11 protein-coding genes and 1 tRNA gene are annotated in these 13,814 nt (G+C 58.0%); 7 read left to right on the top strand and 5 right to left on the bottom strand.

What is annotated here, in order from left to right:
• Positions 1 to 108 precede the first annotated feature (108 nt).
• Positions 109 to 2,406 (bottom strand): helix-turn-helix domain-containing protein, encoded by a 2,298-nt coding sequence (locus ABD796_RS08690; RefSeq protein ID WP_344905946.1) that lies wholly within the window; start codon positions 2,404 to 2,406, stop codon positions 109 to 111.
• 222 nt (positions 2,407 to 2,628) lie between these two features.
• Here ABD796_RS08690 and ABD796_RS08685 point away from each other — a divergent pair.
• Both ABD796_RS08685 and ABD796_RS08680 read left to right on the top strand, forming a co-directional pair.
• Positions 2,629 to 2,701, top strand: a tRNA-Thr gene (locus tag ABD796_RS08685).
• 182 nt (positions 2,702 to 2,883) lie between these two features.
• Positions 2,884 to 3,195, top strand: coding sequence for a hypothetical protein (locus ABD796_RS08680; protein ID WP_344905943.1), 312 nt, complete (start codon positions 2,884 to 2,886; stop codon positions 3,193 to 3,195).
• Between the two features lie 106 nt (positions 3,196 to 3,301).
• Here ABD796_RS08680 and ABD796_RS08675 read toward each other — a convergent pair whose 3' ends face one another.
• On the bottom strand, positions 3,302 to 4,246 hold the full coding sequence (locus ABD796_RS08675; protein WP_344905940.1) for an SPL family radical SAM protein: 945 nt from the start codon (positions 4,244 to 4,246) through the stop codon (positions 3,302 to 3,304).
• 242 nt (positions 4,247 to 4,488) lie between these two features.
• Here ABD796_RS08675 and ABD796_RS08670 point away from each other — a divergent pair, with 242 nt between their 5' ends.
• Positions 4,489 to 4,812 carry a hypothetical protein gene (locus ABD796_RS08670; protein WP_344905937.1) on the top strand — a complete coding sequence of 108 codons (324 nt, stop codon included), beginning with the start codon at positions 4,489 to 4,491 and terminating at the stop codon, positions 4,810 to 4,812.
• A 258-nt stretch (positions 4,813 to 5,070) separates the two neighbouring features.
• Here ABD796_RS08670 and ABD796_RS08665 read toward each other — a convergent pair whose 3' ends face one another.
• The 3 genes from ABD796_RS08665 to ABD796_RS08655 form a co-directional block, all read right to left on the bottom strand.
• Positions 5,071 to 5,391, bottom strand: coding sequence for a hypothetical protein (locus ABD796_RS08665; RefSeq protein ID WP_344905934.1), 321 nt, complete (start codon positions 5,389 to 5,391; stop codon positions 5,071 to 5,073).
• Positions 5,392 to 5,719: 328 nt separating this feature from the next.
• Positions 5,720 to 7,477 (bottom strand): ABC transporter ATP-binding protein, encoded by a 1,758-nt coding sequence (locus ABD796_RS08660; protein ID WP_344905931.1) that lies wholly within the window; start codon positions 7,475 to 7,477, stop codon positions 5,720 to 5,722.
• Positions 7,474 to 9,231 carry an ABC transporter ATP-binding protein gene (locus ABD796_RS08655; protein WP_344905929.1) on the bottom strand — a complete coding sequence of 586 codons (1,758 nt, stop codon included), beginning with the start codon at positions 9,229 to 9,231 and terminating at the stop codon, positions 7,474 to 7,476. The genes ABD796_RS08660 and ABD796_RS08655 overlap by 4 nt, the downstream gene beginning before the upstream one ends.
• A gap of 434 nt (positions 9,232 to 9,665) precedes the next feature.
• On the opposite strand from ABD796_RS08655, the gene ABD796_RS08650 reads away from it, so the two are divergent.
• From ABD796_RS08650 to ABD796_RS08635, 4 genes are all read left to right on the top strand, one after another.
• The gene (locus ABD796_RS08650) at positions 9,666 to 11,492 is read left to right on the top strand and encodes a putative bifunctional diguanylate cyclase/phosphodiesterase (protein WP_344905926.1); all 1,827 of its coding nucleotides are present in this window, start codon (positions 9,666 to 9,668) and stop codon (positions 11,490 to 11,492) included.
• A gap of 57 nt (positions 11,493 to 11,549) precedes the next feature.
• Positions 11,550 to 12,218, top strand: a complete 669-nt coding sequence (locus ABD796_RS08645) for a GNAT family N-acetyltransferase (RefSeq protein WP_344905924.1) — start codon at positions 11,550 to 11,552, stop codon at positions 12,216 to 12,218.
• Positions 12,158 to 13,450, top strand: coding sequence for an acyltransferase domain-containing protein (locus ABD796_RS08640; RefSeq protein WP_344905921.1), 1,293 nt, complete (start codon positions 12,158 to 12,160; stop codon positions 13,448 to 13,450). The genes ABD796_RS08645 and ABD796_RS08640 overlap by 61 nt, the downstream gene beginning before the upstream one ends.
• 108 nt (positions 13,451 to 13,558) lie before the next feature.
• Positions 13,559 to 13,744 (top strand): hypothetical protein, encoded by a 186-nt coding sequence (locus ABD796_RS08635; protein WP_344905918.1) that lies wholly within the window; start codon positions 13,559 to 13,561, stop codon positions 13,742 to 13,744.
• Positions 13,745 to 13,814 lie beyond the last annotated feature (70 nt).

Below are 13,814 nucleotides of genomic sequence, written 5' to 3'. Positions count from 1 at the left end.
ATCTGCAAAACATGAGCCTTGTCCGTGAGCCCTTTCGCGGCGCGGGCTCACGGCAAAAAAGCCCCACGTTGACGTGAGGCCTGGCGCTGTATATACAGGTATTGCGGACTACTGCTGATGGCGGACGGTAATCCGGTATTGCCCCGGCGACATGCCGGTCGTTTGCTTGAAGGCGCGCGAGAAATTTTGCGTTGTCGTATATTGCAGCCTGTCAGCTATTTGTTTGATCGGCATATCCGAATGGACGAGCCATTCTTTGGCTCTCGACATGCGGGCCTGAATGCAATAATCAATGAAATTAACGTTCATTTCCTCCTTGAACATCCGGCTCAGTTGGGAGGAGGAAAGCCCGAAGCGCGAGGCGGCCTCTTGCAGGGAAAGCTCGCCCTCTGCGCCGTTCCGGATATATTCGGCGACCTGGTGAACGATTTTCGTCTGATTGGGCACGGTCAGCTTCTCGAAGTGCTCGTGGAAGGCCGGGAAAAATTGCTGCTTGAACCAATCCCGCAGCTCGTCGAGCGATTGAAACTGGTTCATGCGGCCGTACACGTTATAAGGGAACATCGGCTGCAACTCGAACCCGAGCTGGTCGAGCAGGTGGTCGATTTCGGCGATCAGATTCGTGAAAATTCCGATAACCGGCTTGAATCCGGTAACCTGATGAGGAATGTCCCGCACCATCGCGTCAAACTCCGCATAGACGGTATCCATGTCCCCTTCGGCAATCCGTTTGACGATCGTGTTTTGGCGTTTGATCAAATTACGCGTGGATTGCTTAACGGCATCCAGCGATTCGATGGAACGTTGGCTGATCGTCAAGTCGTGACCGAGCAGCAAGCGGAAGCTGAGCAGGTCGATCGCTTCCAGATAGCTTTCGTGAATGCCCCGGTACTGGGGACGTGCCCGGCTGACCCCGGCGGTCAGTGTGAAGCGGAACAACTCCTTCGCCTTATGGCGAACTTTGACGGACAACTGCTCGATCCGTTCGGCGAAAGCGGTGTCAGGTCCGTCCGTACCGACGATCAGCGCCACCTGGCCGAGCGACGGAGATACAGTGACGGAGCTAAATTCGGCATCGGCCGCCATCTCCGCGACCAGCTTCGTCAATGCATACATCATCAAGGAGCGATCTTTGCCTTCGTAGCTGTTCCGGAACTCCATAAACGCATCGACCTCGAACACGCACACGGCAAACGAATGCCCGTGCAGAGGCAGCTCGTACTGCTGCGACTTGATGGCGAATTCGGCATCGTTCCATTCCCCGTACAGCAGCTTGAGCAGCGTATTCTCCCGCAGCTGCGGCGCCTGCTCGCGAAGCTCGTTGTCCAGCCGGCGGTTCGTATCCATCACTTGCTGCATGAACGCATCGAGATGCTGCAGCCCGTCATCGGAAGGCTTGGCGCGGTTCGGCAGCTTTTGCAGCAGCGTACGGATCGGGTTGTAAAGCCGCTTGGAGGCGAACAGGGCAATCAAAGCCCAGACGAGCGCCACGCAACCCGCGATCAGCCAGGTCACCTGCCGGATCAACGCGGCTTTGGCGGTAAGGTCGCTTTGCGGGACGATAATCACATAGGTCCAATCATTGTAGCCCGAGCGGTGCACGGTCACATGGTAGTCGTCGTCCCCGTAGGAGACCGGTTTGGCCCGCGAGTCCCCGGAAGGCGAAGCGGCCAGCTTTTTGGCGAATGGCGTCGGCAAAGTCGTGCCGATCTCCTGCGGCTTTTGACTGAGCACGATCCGGCCATTGCGGTCCACGACGAGCAGTTGGCTGTCGGCGCCCATTTGCACTGACTGCAGCAGTTCGTACAGCTTGGTCGGCTCCGCTTCCAAAAACAGCACTCCGTCCACCGTGGAGGAGCTGCCGATCGGGCGGACGATCAGAAAATCGGGCTGATTCGGGTACGTATTGGATGGCAGAAACAGCGAGCCTGTGAAATTTGGCGTATATTGCCGAAGGACATCGAAGTAAGGAAACGTTTGCTTTGTCAGCAGCCCGTCTTTATTGGAGTACACCGTGTCGAACCGGTTGTAGACGATGTAGGCGTTGAACGGGATGTCCGCCACCGTGCGATATTTGCGAATCGTTTCGACCATGTCGAGGGTTGATTCAAGCGCTTCCCGGTCGTCCATGGAAATGCCCAGCCTTACCGACTTCTCGATCGTGACGTCTCCGGCAATCTGGATGGACATATAATCGAGCCGTTTCAGCTGCGAGTCGACTTGAAACTCGATTTGCCGCAGCATCGTATCGTGCTTGGCGTTTACTTCCGCCTGAATGCTGGTAGAAGCGACGAACGATGCAGCCGTTCCGAGCAGCAGCACCGGCAGAACGCTCAGCAGAAGCGAAGAAAGGAGCAGCTTTCGTTGAAACGAAAGCTTGCCCAATATAGGAATATGTCCGAACATGCAGCCCACCGTCCCCTTTCTTCTCTATCGTTCGCGTGCGCTCTGCTTCAGGACCGTTGAAAGCGTTATATCTTAATCATATACGATAACCGTTATGCAGCCAACACCACTTTCTAGAACTTTCGCCAATGTTCGTGTCGATTCCCGTACAAAAATAAAAAACGCTGTTGACATTTAGCAAAAAATGAGTAATATATATTAAGTGCGAACCAATACAAGCACGCTGATGTAGCTCAGCTGGTAGAGCAACGCATTCGTAATGCGTAGGTCGGGGGTTCGAATCCCTTCATCAGCATACACCCTTAACCTGGTAACAACGCGCCTTCTCGATATCGAGGGGGCGCGTTTTTTCATGCGAAAACAACCGGAACCGGATTGTCCAAACGTCCCGGAAAAAAGTGACCATCGAAGCATTTTTCCATTTTCATCCTTTTGCTATACTGGAAAACAACCAAAAACGAAAGGAAGGGATAAATAATGAAAAGAAACAAGCTTGCAGGTAGCGCTATCCGGCTTGCTCTTGCCGCTGCTCTGGTTATAGGCGGAACGCTCGTCGTGAAAGCGCCGACTTCCCACGCCGGCGATATGGGCTGTTATGGTTGGTTCGATTATGTATACAAATCAACGGGGGATTTGAAATTCGCCAATTGGCACTTCGAGTCGTGTCTCCTTCGCAAAGCCGCGTCCGTGAAGCCGAACCTCTTAAATCCGGGGCCGATCTTTTCTCTGCCGGACGGCAAGCCAATCGAGTTCCAGCCTTATAATCCAGGCATATTGGACCTGGATTGAGTTACGCTCCGACAAAATGCTGAAACAAGACGTTTTCGTTGCCCGCTAAGAAAACGGGGACGGGGGCGTCTTGTTTGTTGTGCTTGTTTCACTCCGAGAGGCTGTCTCAGAACAAATAAAGCTGCTGCGCCGGTTCCGGCAGCGCCGCTGCAATCGCCGCCGCTTCGGGCAGACGGGGCTGCGCGCCGGATGCGGACAGTCCATGCTCCTCCAGCAGCAGCCTAACCGTCCGCTTGAGCGTCTCCCGGTAATGTTCCGGTGCATGGGCGCTGCCGCTGTACAGACGGGCGTACGTCTCGCACAGCTGCGGGTAGCGCTCGTGCAGGGTGCGGAAAAACCACATTTTTACTTCGCGGGTGCTCAGACGCAGAACGGAGGTCATCACGCTATCGGGCTTGCAGCCGGCGATGGCTTCGATCAGGGAGCGCAGGTCGGAGGCGTCGTCGGTCAGGTAGGGCAGGACGGGAGCGATGAATACGTTCGTCGATATGTGGGCGTCTGCAAGCCGCTGGAGCGTCTCGACCCGTTTGGCCGGGGAGGGGGTGCTGGGCTCGAAGCTGCGCCAAACGTCTTGACGGAGCGTGCCGATGCTTAGGTTGACCGAAACGTCCGGTAAGCGCATTAACAGGTCCAGATCGCGCAAAATAAGCGGAGAGCGAGTCGTGATGGAGACGGGAACGTTGTACTCGGCTAAAACCTCCAGGCACCTGCGGGTCAGCATCGCTTTGGCCTCCACCTGCTGATAAGGGTCGGTCGCCGTTCCGATGGCGATGCGGCCCAGTCCGCTTAGACCTTTGCGGGAGCGAGCCGCTTTGCGCAGCTGTTCGTGGAGCGCTTCCGGACCGTTGTCCTTCGTAAAAATATGGTTTTGGAACGTATCGTCGGTTTCGGCGCCAAGGAAAGCATGAGTCGCCCGGGCGTAGCAGAAGGCGCAGCCGTGCTGGCAGCCGCGGTACGGATTCACCGACCAGTCGAAAGGCATGGACGGCGCTTTGACCGGATTGAGCAGCGTTTTGACCGGCAGGGACTCGTATCGGATGCTGCGCTTCATAGGCTCACCTCAATATTTTAAAATGGGAACATTTGTTCCTATGATAACAGACTCGAAGCGTCCAAGCAATACAACTGTTGCTGGCAGATCATTCCGGTAGCAAACGCGGGCCGTATCCGGTGCGGGGAGGAAAGATGAACCAGACCGCGGACGGGGGAATGCCTTCTCTTTGGTCCGATGCCGCCTCCGAAGGACGGGTGCTATACTACAGGTACAGAACAAACAGGCAGGAGGATACCGATATGAGCTTATCGCGACTGATGAAATTCGTTACGGGGATCATGGAAGGATGCTTGGGCATTCCCGTGCTGGGCGGCGCCTTTGTCATATTCACCGGTTACAACGCCTTGTGGGTCATGCTGCTTCTCCACTTGGTCACCCTGTTGATTAGTCATAAGGGAAACGCCGGAAGGCTGGGCAGCGTCGTCGGGATCGTCACTTCGTGTATCGGCATGATTCCGGTGCTCGGTATGATCATGCACATTATCTCTGCTATCGTGCTGCTGCTGAGCGCCTTGACGCAGCAGGACCGTATCGTAAGACCCGGTCCTCGGCGGGTGCGGTAACCGTTTTATGGGAAGGAAGATCGACCGATTCGTTCACACCAGAGTAGTAATGCAAATCGCCGGAAGCGTAATCCGGCGATTTTTTGTGCTTCCCGCCATTAGGGATTCTTGATGTCCGCTATGCGACTTCCGCTGTCCGACGTTTTGGCGAATTGGGAATCGTCGTTCCAGCCGCCTGCGGCTTCCGATAGGAGACGTTAAACAGGCCTGCCGCAATCCGGCAAGCCTGTACAAGCGATATTCTAGGGCAAGGCTTCGTTACACCGAATCGGCGGTTTGCTTGGGCTTCGGCGTGCGCGGTTTGCGCTGTTTTTTGGACATATCGCCCAAAGCAATGTTCTCCATTGCCCATTCTTCATAATGCTTGGCGCAGACGCCCATGCCGTACACTTCCTCGTTGCATAGCCAGGCGGCGCAAGTGCCTCTGTCGGTCGTGGCGGCTACGGCTGCTTTTGCCGGTTGGATCGGCGCGTTTCCAGCTTCAAGCAGCTGCTGCTTTCTGTTCTTGATATAGCATTTTTGGCAAAGGTCTTTGGCATAATGGCCTTTGCCGCATATTTTACATACCCGGTCTCTCATACGATTTCACCCTCCAGCTTGGATTTATAAGCGGGCTTGCCGCGGCAAAATGGAAAATACCTCCTTGCGGTATATAGGATTTTTCACAACATACCATTCGACGCGGGGTACGGAATTCCTTCCGTTTTGACCGGTCTGAAAGTCATTTTATCCGCCGGGCCTTTTTTCAATTTAGGAGTTGAAAACAAGCCTGAGCAGCAAGGCGGTCCTTCATTCGGAAGGGAAGGGACTAGAAAACACAAACAGGCCAACCGATCATCCGGCGGCCTGGCATGTATACGAGCAGAGATTAGCCGTCAGTCCCTCGGAGCCGCGGACGGCTGCGCGCCTATTCCAGCTCGCGGTTCCACAACCGGCGCATTTCCTCGCTCTCCCGGAGCAGCTGCTCGAGCGTTCCGGACGCTTCGACTCGGCCGTCCTTCAGGACGAGAATTCTGTCGGCGTAGGCCAAAGCGGCTTTGCGGTGGGAGACGACGAGGCAGGTGGCAGAGCGCCGCTCAAACAGCCTTTCCCACAGCTTACGTTCCGTCTCGACGTCTAGCGCGCTCGACAAATCGTCGAACACGAGCAGCTCGGCGTCGCGGGCGAACATGCGCGCGGCAGCCGTCCGCTGCGCCTGGCCTCCGGACAGCTTGACGCCGCGAGGGCCGATCAGGGTATCGAGTCCGGCGGGCAGTCCGGCAATATCCGGCTCGAGCACGGCGGCGCGGATCGCATTGTCCAGCGCCTCGGGATTGTCGGCCGCCCCGAGCAAAATATTGCGCTTCAGCGTGTCGCTGTACAGCCGCGGAACCTGCGGGGTGTAGGCGCTGCGCGGCGGCACGAAGAAGCTGCCGGGATCCCCGACCGGCTGACCGTTCCAGCGGATGTCGCCGCTGTCCTTCGGCAGCAGCCCGAGCAGGACGCGGGCGAGCGTCGTCTTGCCGGAGCCGATGCGCCCGGTGACGACGGTGAAGGAATGGCGGGGCAGCCGAAGATCGATGTCCTCGATGCCCCGTCCCGTCTCCGGGTAACGGTAGGAGAGTGCTTTTACCTCCAATACGTCGAGCCGGTCGGCGGCCGTCTTCGCCGGAATGACCGGTTCCTGAAGCGGCCCGCGTAAGTAGAGCGGATGCGGCTCGACGAGCAGCTGCGGGCTGCCGTTTTGCAGCAACTGTTCCATTCGCTGTTTGGCCACCTCGGTTTGTTTGAAGTAAGTCAGAAACTTGCCGAAGTTCTGGATAAACTGCGTCACGAACGTCAGGTAATAGACGAACAGGGCGAAATCGCCGACCGTCAGACTGCCGCTTCGCATCGATTGGGCGCCGAGCAGCAGAATAAGTCCGGTTCCGAGATTGACGGTGTTGGAAAAGATCGAATCGAGCGTCTGGTTGAACAACTTGTCCTTCAGCATGGCGCTTCTGCGCTGCTCGTTCAGCTTCCGGAAGCGGCCGATGACGCGCTCCTCGGCTCCGGCGACCTGAATCGCCTGAACGGCGCCGAACATTTCGCTGATCGCTTCCGTCACTTGCCCGGTCGCTTCGCGGCTGGCCGCGCGGTACTTTTGCAGCCTCGCCGTCGATAGCTGGGCTGCGGTGACGACCAGCACGAGCGGGACGAACACGAACAGAGTCAGCTGCGCGTCGATTCGCACCAGAATGGCGAACGAGACGATGGCGAACACCGTCATGCCTAAAGCGTCCACCGACCAGCTGACCGCTTCCTCCGTCTGCTCGACGTCGTCGCGGAAGTTGCTGATCGCTTCGCCCGGCGATACCGGAATCGCCTTCGCGCCCGGCTCCTTCAGAATATGGCGGAGCATGTTGCGCCGGAGCAAGCCGCCCATGCGCATCCGGAAGTTAACGTCGGTCATAAACCCGAGGACGATCAGTACGGCGCGCCCTCCGGCGGCCGCGAGCAGCAGGGCGATGATCGCCCATAAGCCGAGCTTCGCGGCCGCGGAATCGGTCAATGCGTCAAAAAACGCTTTGGTCAGCAGGCCGGGCGCGATCGGGGCGAGATAGATCAACGTCCACATAAGCGCATTGACGGTATACCAGAGCGGACGGTAACGAACGAGCTTCCAGATCAGTTGAAACGTCGTCATGCGAGCACCTCTTCCATGCCGGTCGCCAGAATGCGGCTGAACCGCGACTCCGGATCGTCCGCCAACGCCTGGCGGTTTCCGTATTCGGCTACCTGCCCGTTGTCCAGAATGAGAATCCGGTCGGCGCGCTGGACGGTCGCGAGACGATGGGCGATGATGATGCACGTCCGGTCGCTCAGCAGCTTCGTAATCGCCGCTTCCAGCCGCTGCTCGGTCGCCGGGTCGAGCCGAGACGAAGCTTCGTCGAGTATAACCAGGCCGGGATCGGTCAGGAAGACGCGAGCGAAGGCGAGCAGCTGGGCTTCTCCGGCGGACAGCCCGCCGCCGCCCGAATCGAGCCTCGTGTCCAGACCGTGCGGCAGCGAGCGCAGCCAGTCTTCGAGACCGAGCTCTGCAAGTACAAGCCCGATGCGTTCGTCAGTGACGGCAGAGTCGTAGAATGTCAAATTATCCCGCACCGTGCCTTGGAATATTTCGATGTTTTGCGTAACCAGACCTACGCGCTTGCGCAGATGCGTAAGCTTGTCGTTGCGGATCGGTACCCCGCCGAGCGAGATATCGCCGTACTGGGGGTCGTAAAACCTAAGCAGAAGCCGGGCCAGCGTCGTTTTGCCGCTGCCGGTCCGCCCCAGCAAGCCGAGCGACTGCCCCGGCTCCAGCCGGAAGTCGATCCGGTCCAGTGTCGGCCGGTCTCCGCTTTCGTAAGAAAACGACACTCCGTCGAAGGTGACGGACAGCGGCCCCTCCGGAATGGGCGCTCCGGCTCCGTCGCGGATTGCCGGCTTTGTATCGAGCAGCTGCCGGATGCGGACGATGCTGGCGTCGGCCTTCTGCAAATCTTCCATCTGCGTACGGATTTTCTCGATCGGCTTGGCCATCAGCTCGGTGTAGTAGAAGATCATGTACACGGTGCCGATCGAGATAGCCCCCTGCTTGAACAAATAGGCGCTCAAGGCGAAGGCGATCGCGTTGCCGAGCGTAAAGACGACAAGCGTCGTGATCCACATCGCCGCCCAGCCGAGAAAGGCGCGTACGCGAATGGGCAGCCATTGCCTCAGCAGCGTATGGAATTTGTGCATGACGAAATCGCTCGCGCCATTGGCGCGGGTGTCCTCCGTCCCTTCCAGGTGCTCCCCGAGAAACCCGTAGAAATCCGCGCTCATCTGCCGCAGCTTTCCCCAGTGCGGGATGGCGAATTTGCGGATATATTGGATGGCCCAGATGGCCAGCACGACGAAGACGGACATGCCAGCCCCGATCAGCCAGCCTTCGCGGAACAGCAAGATGACGATGCCGACGACGAGCAGCAGGTTGCTGACCAGCGTAATAATGAAGTTGGAGAAAAAGTTGGCGAGCGCGTTAATATCGCCGTCCACCCGTTCGATAATCGCGCCGGTCGTATGCGATTTATGGAATGTCATATCGAGGCGAAGACAATGCTCGGCCACGTCGCCGCGCAGCTTGTTGGTGGCGATCCAGCCTACGTTCTCGCTAATGTAGGCGGCCGCGATCGCGACGCCTTGCTGGACGAGAGACACCCCGATGAACAAGGCGGCGGCGATCCACAGCGCCCGGTCGGAAGCGGCACCTTGCGCGGAATCGATAAAGTAACGGATCAGCTGCGGATTGACAAGCTGCATGACCAGTCCGGCCGCAAGCAGAACGGATAGCCAGACGATCGACGAACGCTGGGCGCTTAAGTAGCCGCGAAGCAGTCCGACATACTGGCGCAGGGGGATTTTAAAAGCAGGCATAGGCAACTTCCTTTCGCACCGAATCGGTCATGCTTTCTAAATGACTGTAGAAGATTTGGACGATCGAGTCAACCGCTTTTGCAGAGGCGCAATTCCGAAAGCGAGTCCGCCGCAGCGGCAAGTCGTTTCCAGTATTTCCGATTTAGGGATGCGGGCTGCTAGATTCGAAGGAACGGATTTTTTTGGGAAATAAGCACAGTATCGTATCCAGGGCAGCAGGGGAACGGAAAAAAATGTCGAAATAAGACGTCTAGTACAAAGTCAGACCTTAAACGGTATCCTTGGAATGGACTTAATCCCTTGCACCCCAAGGGATCGGGCCTTCCCGAATACACAGGATCAGCTTTGGTTTTGTACTCAGTACGCACGGCGCGCAAACAGAAGTAGCGGGCCGATATACCGCAAGGTCATTTCCTACAATCGGAGCTTTTGCCATGAGTCTGTTGGATTTCAGCATGAACGACATGCTTCTTCTCGCGTTTGCCAGCGCGGCGGCCGCCGGCTGCTGCGCCGCAGCTTTTCGCCGCGGCAAACGTCATGCGAACAGGCTGGTCAAACCGGGGGAAAGCCGAAACTCCCCGTTCCAGACCTTGTTCGACCGTCACGCCGACGCGGTATTTTCATTCGATGCCCAAGGCCGGCTTGTCGGAGTTAATCCCGCGGCGGTGACGATTACCGGGCAACCTCCCGACTATTTCCTGAACCGGCCGTTCGCGGATATCGTTCAGCAGGAGCGGGGGCAATCGCTGTCCATGTTCGCCGCGGCGCTGGCCGGAGAACCGCAGACGTTCGAAGCGGCTTACGCCCGTTTGGACGGCACAGAGGTCGAGCTGGCGTTTCAATTGGTACCCGTCGCTTCCGGCGGCGAAGTGATCGGAGCCTATTGCATGGCCCGGGACCGGACGGAAAGCAGACGCGCCGAGCGGCGCATGCACCATCTGGCTTATTACGACGAGCTGACCGGATTGCCAAACCGGAGAAGCTTCATGGACGCTTTGGAGCAGATGCTCGATGCGTCGCCCGACCGCTCGGGAACGTTCGCGGTCATCTGCTTGAACCTGGACCGCTTCAAATCGTTCACGCATATGGTAGGGCATACGCTCGGGGACAAGCTGCTTCAGACGTACGCCGACCGGTTCCGCGAGGAGATCGGATCATTCGGCCCCCACGCTGTGGCGTCCCGCATCGGCGGCGACGAATTCGCCTGCATCCTTTGCGTGACGAACGAACGCGAAGCGAGGAGCGCGGCGGAGCGGCTGGTCGGGCTGGATGAGCCGTTCAACGTAGAGGACAGGGAGTTTCACTTGACCGCCAGCATCGGCTACGCCCTGTACCCGATTCACAAGGGCAACGGCGAAACGCTGCTCAAAAAAGCGCAAACGGCGCTCGACCATGCCAAGAAACGGGGCGGCAATCAGGCGCATATGTACGATGCGGGCATGGACGAGGCGATCCACCGCAAGCTGGAGATCGAGAACGGTCTGCGCAAGGCGATCGAGCGCGGCGAGCTGCGCGTGCATTACCAGCCGCAGGTGGAGCTGCAGACCGGCAGCCTGATCGGCGCGGAAGCTCTCGTCCGCTGGGCGCATCCGGACAAGGGATTGATCCCTCCGGGGCAGTTCATCCCGATCGCCGAGGAAACCGGACTGATCAAGCCGATCGGGGAATGGGTGCTGCGCGAAGCATGCCGTCAGGCCAAAGCCTGGCAGGATGCGGGCTATCCCCCTATCACGGTATCCGTCAATTTGTCCAACCGGCAGTTCGAGGAGCAGCATTTGGCCGAAACGGTTCATGCGGTTTTATGCGAATACGGGCTCGACCCCGGATTCCTGGAACTGGAAATAACCGAAAGTATGGCGATGGACATCATGCGGACGATTCCGGCGCTGGCCAATCTGAAAGGGCTCGGCATACAGATCAGCATCGACGATTTCGGGACCGGGTACAGCTCGCTCAGCTACCTGAAGCAATTCCCGATCGATAAAATCAAAATCGACAAATCGTTCGTCAGCGATATTGCCGAATCCAATGACAACGACAACGCGATCGTATCGGCGATCGTCGCGGTCGCCCATCATTTAAAATTAAAAGTAATCGCAGAGGGGGTCGAGACGGCCGATCAGTTGGAATATTTGCGCAAGCAGAAATGCGATATGCTTCAGGGATATTACTTTAGCCCGCCGGTTCCGGCTGGTGAATTCGAACGGTTGATGGGCGAGTTCGTCAATCGGCCGGGAGTTCTGCCGATAGGGCGCACATGACTTCGCAGAGACGTTTCTGCTACAATTAGCGGTATGGAAGGGAAAGGGGAATGACTTATGGAATTCGTCCGGATAACCGGAATTGACGACGCTTATTTTCGGCAAATGCATGAACTGATGGGACAAGTATTTCCGCCCGAGGAAGTGCTGGCGTTCGAGCTGTGGGCCGAGCCTTTGCGGGACGAAGGCTTGCGCGTAATGGTCGCCGTGCTTGACGGAAAGGTCGTAGGAGCTACGGAATACCGGTATTATCCCGAGATGGGCGTGGCAATGACCGATTTTACGATTATCGGCCGCGAGGGGCTTGGCATCGGCCACTTCCTGGCTTCGGAAAGACAGAAGGATCTGAACCGGTGGGCCGGCGAGCAGGGAACGTTGACGGGCATGTTTGCGGAAATATACAACCCGTATTTGGTCGAAGAGCACGGCTTCGGCGGAATCAAGCCGATGGACCCGTTCGTCCGGCGCGAAGTGCTGTCCCATCTCGGCTACCGGCGGCTCGACTTCCCGTACGTGCACCCTTCCTGGGAGCTGAACGGGGAAGCGGTGAGCGGCCTTGACTTGTGTTTTCTGGCGTACGACGAGTCGCTTAAGGAGCTTTCGGGCGATCTGGTCGTTCGTTTCCTGAAGACGTACTACGCGATTCAGGAGCGGAAGCCGGAATCGTGGTACGCGATGATCCGCGAGCTGGAGAAGCTGGAATCGATCCGTTTGCTGCCAATCTGAAGCAAGCGATCATGACTATAGAAGGCGGGGGAGCCGGTTTGCTGAATAGTCCGATACTGGGGAGCGGTGACGACGGCAGCGTCGATGTACTGCATCCCGATTTTATCCGCTGGGCTTGCGATACAGCCCGATTGCCCGATGATGCGGCAGCGGCGGTAGCCGAAGGGGCTGCGGTTGTACGGGCGGAGCCGGAACAGGCCGACCGGGTGCGTCAATTTCACCGGGAGCTGTTTGTAGAAAAGACGGCCCCCAGAGAGACGAACGAGCGGCTTCTGAAAGCCGGTCCGCAGGCGGGGATGCTGGCGGCGCTCGTCTATCTGGGCGGGATCCCGCAGATGATCGAAGTGTATAAGGCAAAAGGAATTCCCGAACGGATATTGACCGATACGCTGGGCGATATCACGATCTGGATGCGGCGGTATTACAGCGAGCACGGCACATGGGGGCTCGATCAGGCCAACTGGCTCTACACTCATCTGACGGGCCAACTGTTCCGGCTCGGTAGGCTGCAGTTCCACTTTATGGCGTACAACAGGCCTTTTAAGGTGTTCCGCAACCGGGCCAGCGGAGAGGTGCTTGGTCTCAGCGAAGCCGGCGTTCGCTACCGCGCGGACGGCAAGGCGGACGGGACGAACGGCATCTCCGATCCTGCGGGGGAATGGACGTCCTCGCTCGATGAGGACGGTTCCGCGTATACCGGACATCCGGTGCTTCCGGGCGCGGTTGCCGGTCGAACGGCCGTTACGGTATCGTTGCGCGACTGGGAGCTAGTTCTGGAGCGCGGAAATACCGTATTGAACGTTCACATTCCCGAGGGCAGCAAAATGTCCCACGAGCTTTGCCGGGATTCGTACGGCCAAGCCGTGGAATTTTTCGCGGCTTTTTTTCCGGAAAAACCGTTCCTGGCTTTCGTCTGCTCGTCCTGGCTCCTGGCTCCGCAATGGCCTGTTCTCCTTCCGGCAGAAGCGAACATCGTCCGTTTCCAGAGCGACTATTGCGTCACTCCGGGCGCATACGATGAGCTGCAGACGCTGGAGCGCGTATTCGGATTCGGCACCAAGCTGGCGGATTTGCCGAACGTGCCGCGGGAAACGTCGCTGCAGCGCATCGTCTTCGATCATCTGGCTGCAGGCAAAGTCATTCACGGCGCAGCCGGCTTCTTGCTCCGGGACGATTGGGAGAAGGGGACGTCCCCTTCTCCGCAAGCGTCCATGCCGTCTGATCGTACATAACGGAGCGACGTTTGACGCATCCTAGGTTTGGCTTCCGCCGGCATGCGGCGAGAGGCCAGAACGAGCCGCCGGAGCTTCCGGCCGGCCGACCCGGGAGGTTATTCGTTTATGTCCAATCGATACAACAACAGCAAGCACGACGCCAGCCGCAAATCCGATCCGGTCGCCAGCGCCAACGAGCACGGCGAGCTGCGGAGAGGCCGGCTCAGCATGATCAAGAACAACAATCCGACCGGCGAGGGAAGCGAGAACGAGTATGTGAACGACGCTTCGGACAGCCGGGGCGATCACTGATCCCTGCATGACGGCTTTTCATGACCCGTAAGTCAGACGTAGTACCAAACAAGGGGCGTCTTCCCGGCAT

Origin of the sequence: Paenibacillus hodogayensis, from assembly GCF_039536325.1 — a bacterium.
GTDB classification, from domain to species: Bacteria; Bacillota; Bacilli; order Paenibacillales; family NBRC-103111; genus Paenibacillus_AB; species Paenibacillus_AB hodogayensis.
The sequence above is the reverse complement of the archived record's forward strand: the minus strand, read 5'-3'. Positions and strand labels throughout refer to the sequence as shown.

What these genes read in the sequence shown, in the direction of transcription:
- ABD796_RS08660 (WP_344905931.1), bottom strand. Translation starts at nt 7,477, where the DNA reads ATGACGACGTTTCAACTGATCTGGAAGCTCGTTCGTTACCGTCCGCTC.
- ABD796_RS08665 (WP_344905934.1), bottom strand. Translation starts at nt 5,391, where the DNA reads ATGAGAGACCGGGTATGTAAAATATGCGGCAAAGGCCATTATGCCAAA.
- ABD796_RS08675 (WP_344905940.1), bottom strand. Translation starts at nt 4,246, where the DNA reads ATGAAGCGCAGCATCCGATACGAGTCCCTGCCGGTCAAAACGCTGCTC.
- ABD796_RS08635 (WP_344905918.1), top strand. Translation starts at nt 13,559, where the DNA reads ATGTCCAATCGATACAACAACAGCAAGCACGACGCCAGCCGCAAATCC.
- ABD796_RS08680 (WP_344905943.1), top strand. Translation starts at nt 2,884, where the DNA reads ATGAAAAGAAACAAGCTTGCAGGTAGCGCTATCCGGCTTGCTCTTGCC.
- ABD796_RS08670 (WP_344905937.1), top strand. Translation starts at nt 4,489, where the DNA reads ATGAGCTTATCGCGACTGATGAAATTCGTTACGGGGATCATGGAAGGA.
- ABD796_RS08655 (WP_344905929.1), bottom strand. Translation starts at nt 9,231, where the DNA reads ATGCCTGCTTTTAAAATCCCCCTGCGCCAGTATGTCGGACTGCTTCGC.
- ABD796_RS08690 (WP_344905946.1), bottom strand. Translation starts at nt 2,406, where the DNA reads ATGTTCGGACATATTCCTATATTGGGCAAGCTTTCGTTTCAACGAAAG.
- ABD796_RS08650 (WP_344905926.1), top strand. Translation starts at nt 9,666, where the DNA reads ATGAGTCTGTTGGATTTCAGCATGAACGACATGCTTCTTCTCGCGTTT.
- ABD796_RS08645 (WP_344905924.1), top strand. Translation starts at nt 11,550, where the DNA reads ATGGAATTCGTCCGGATAACCGGAATTGACGACGCTTATTTTCGGCAA.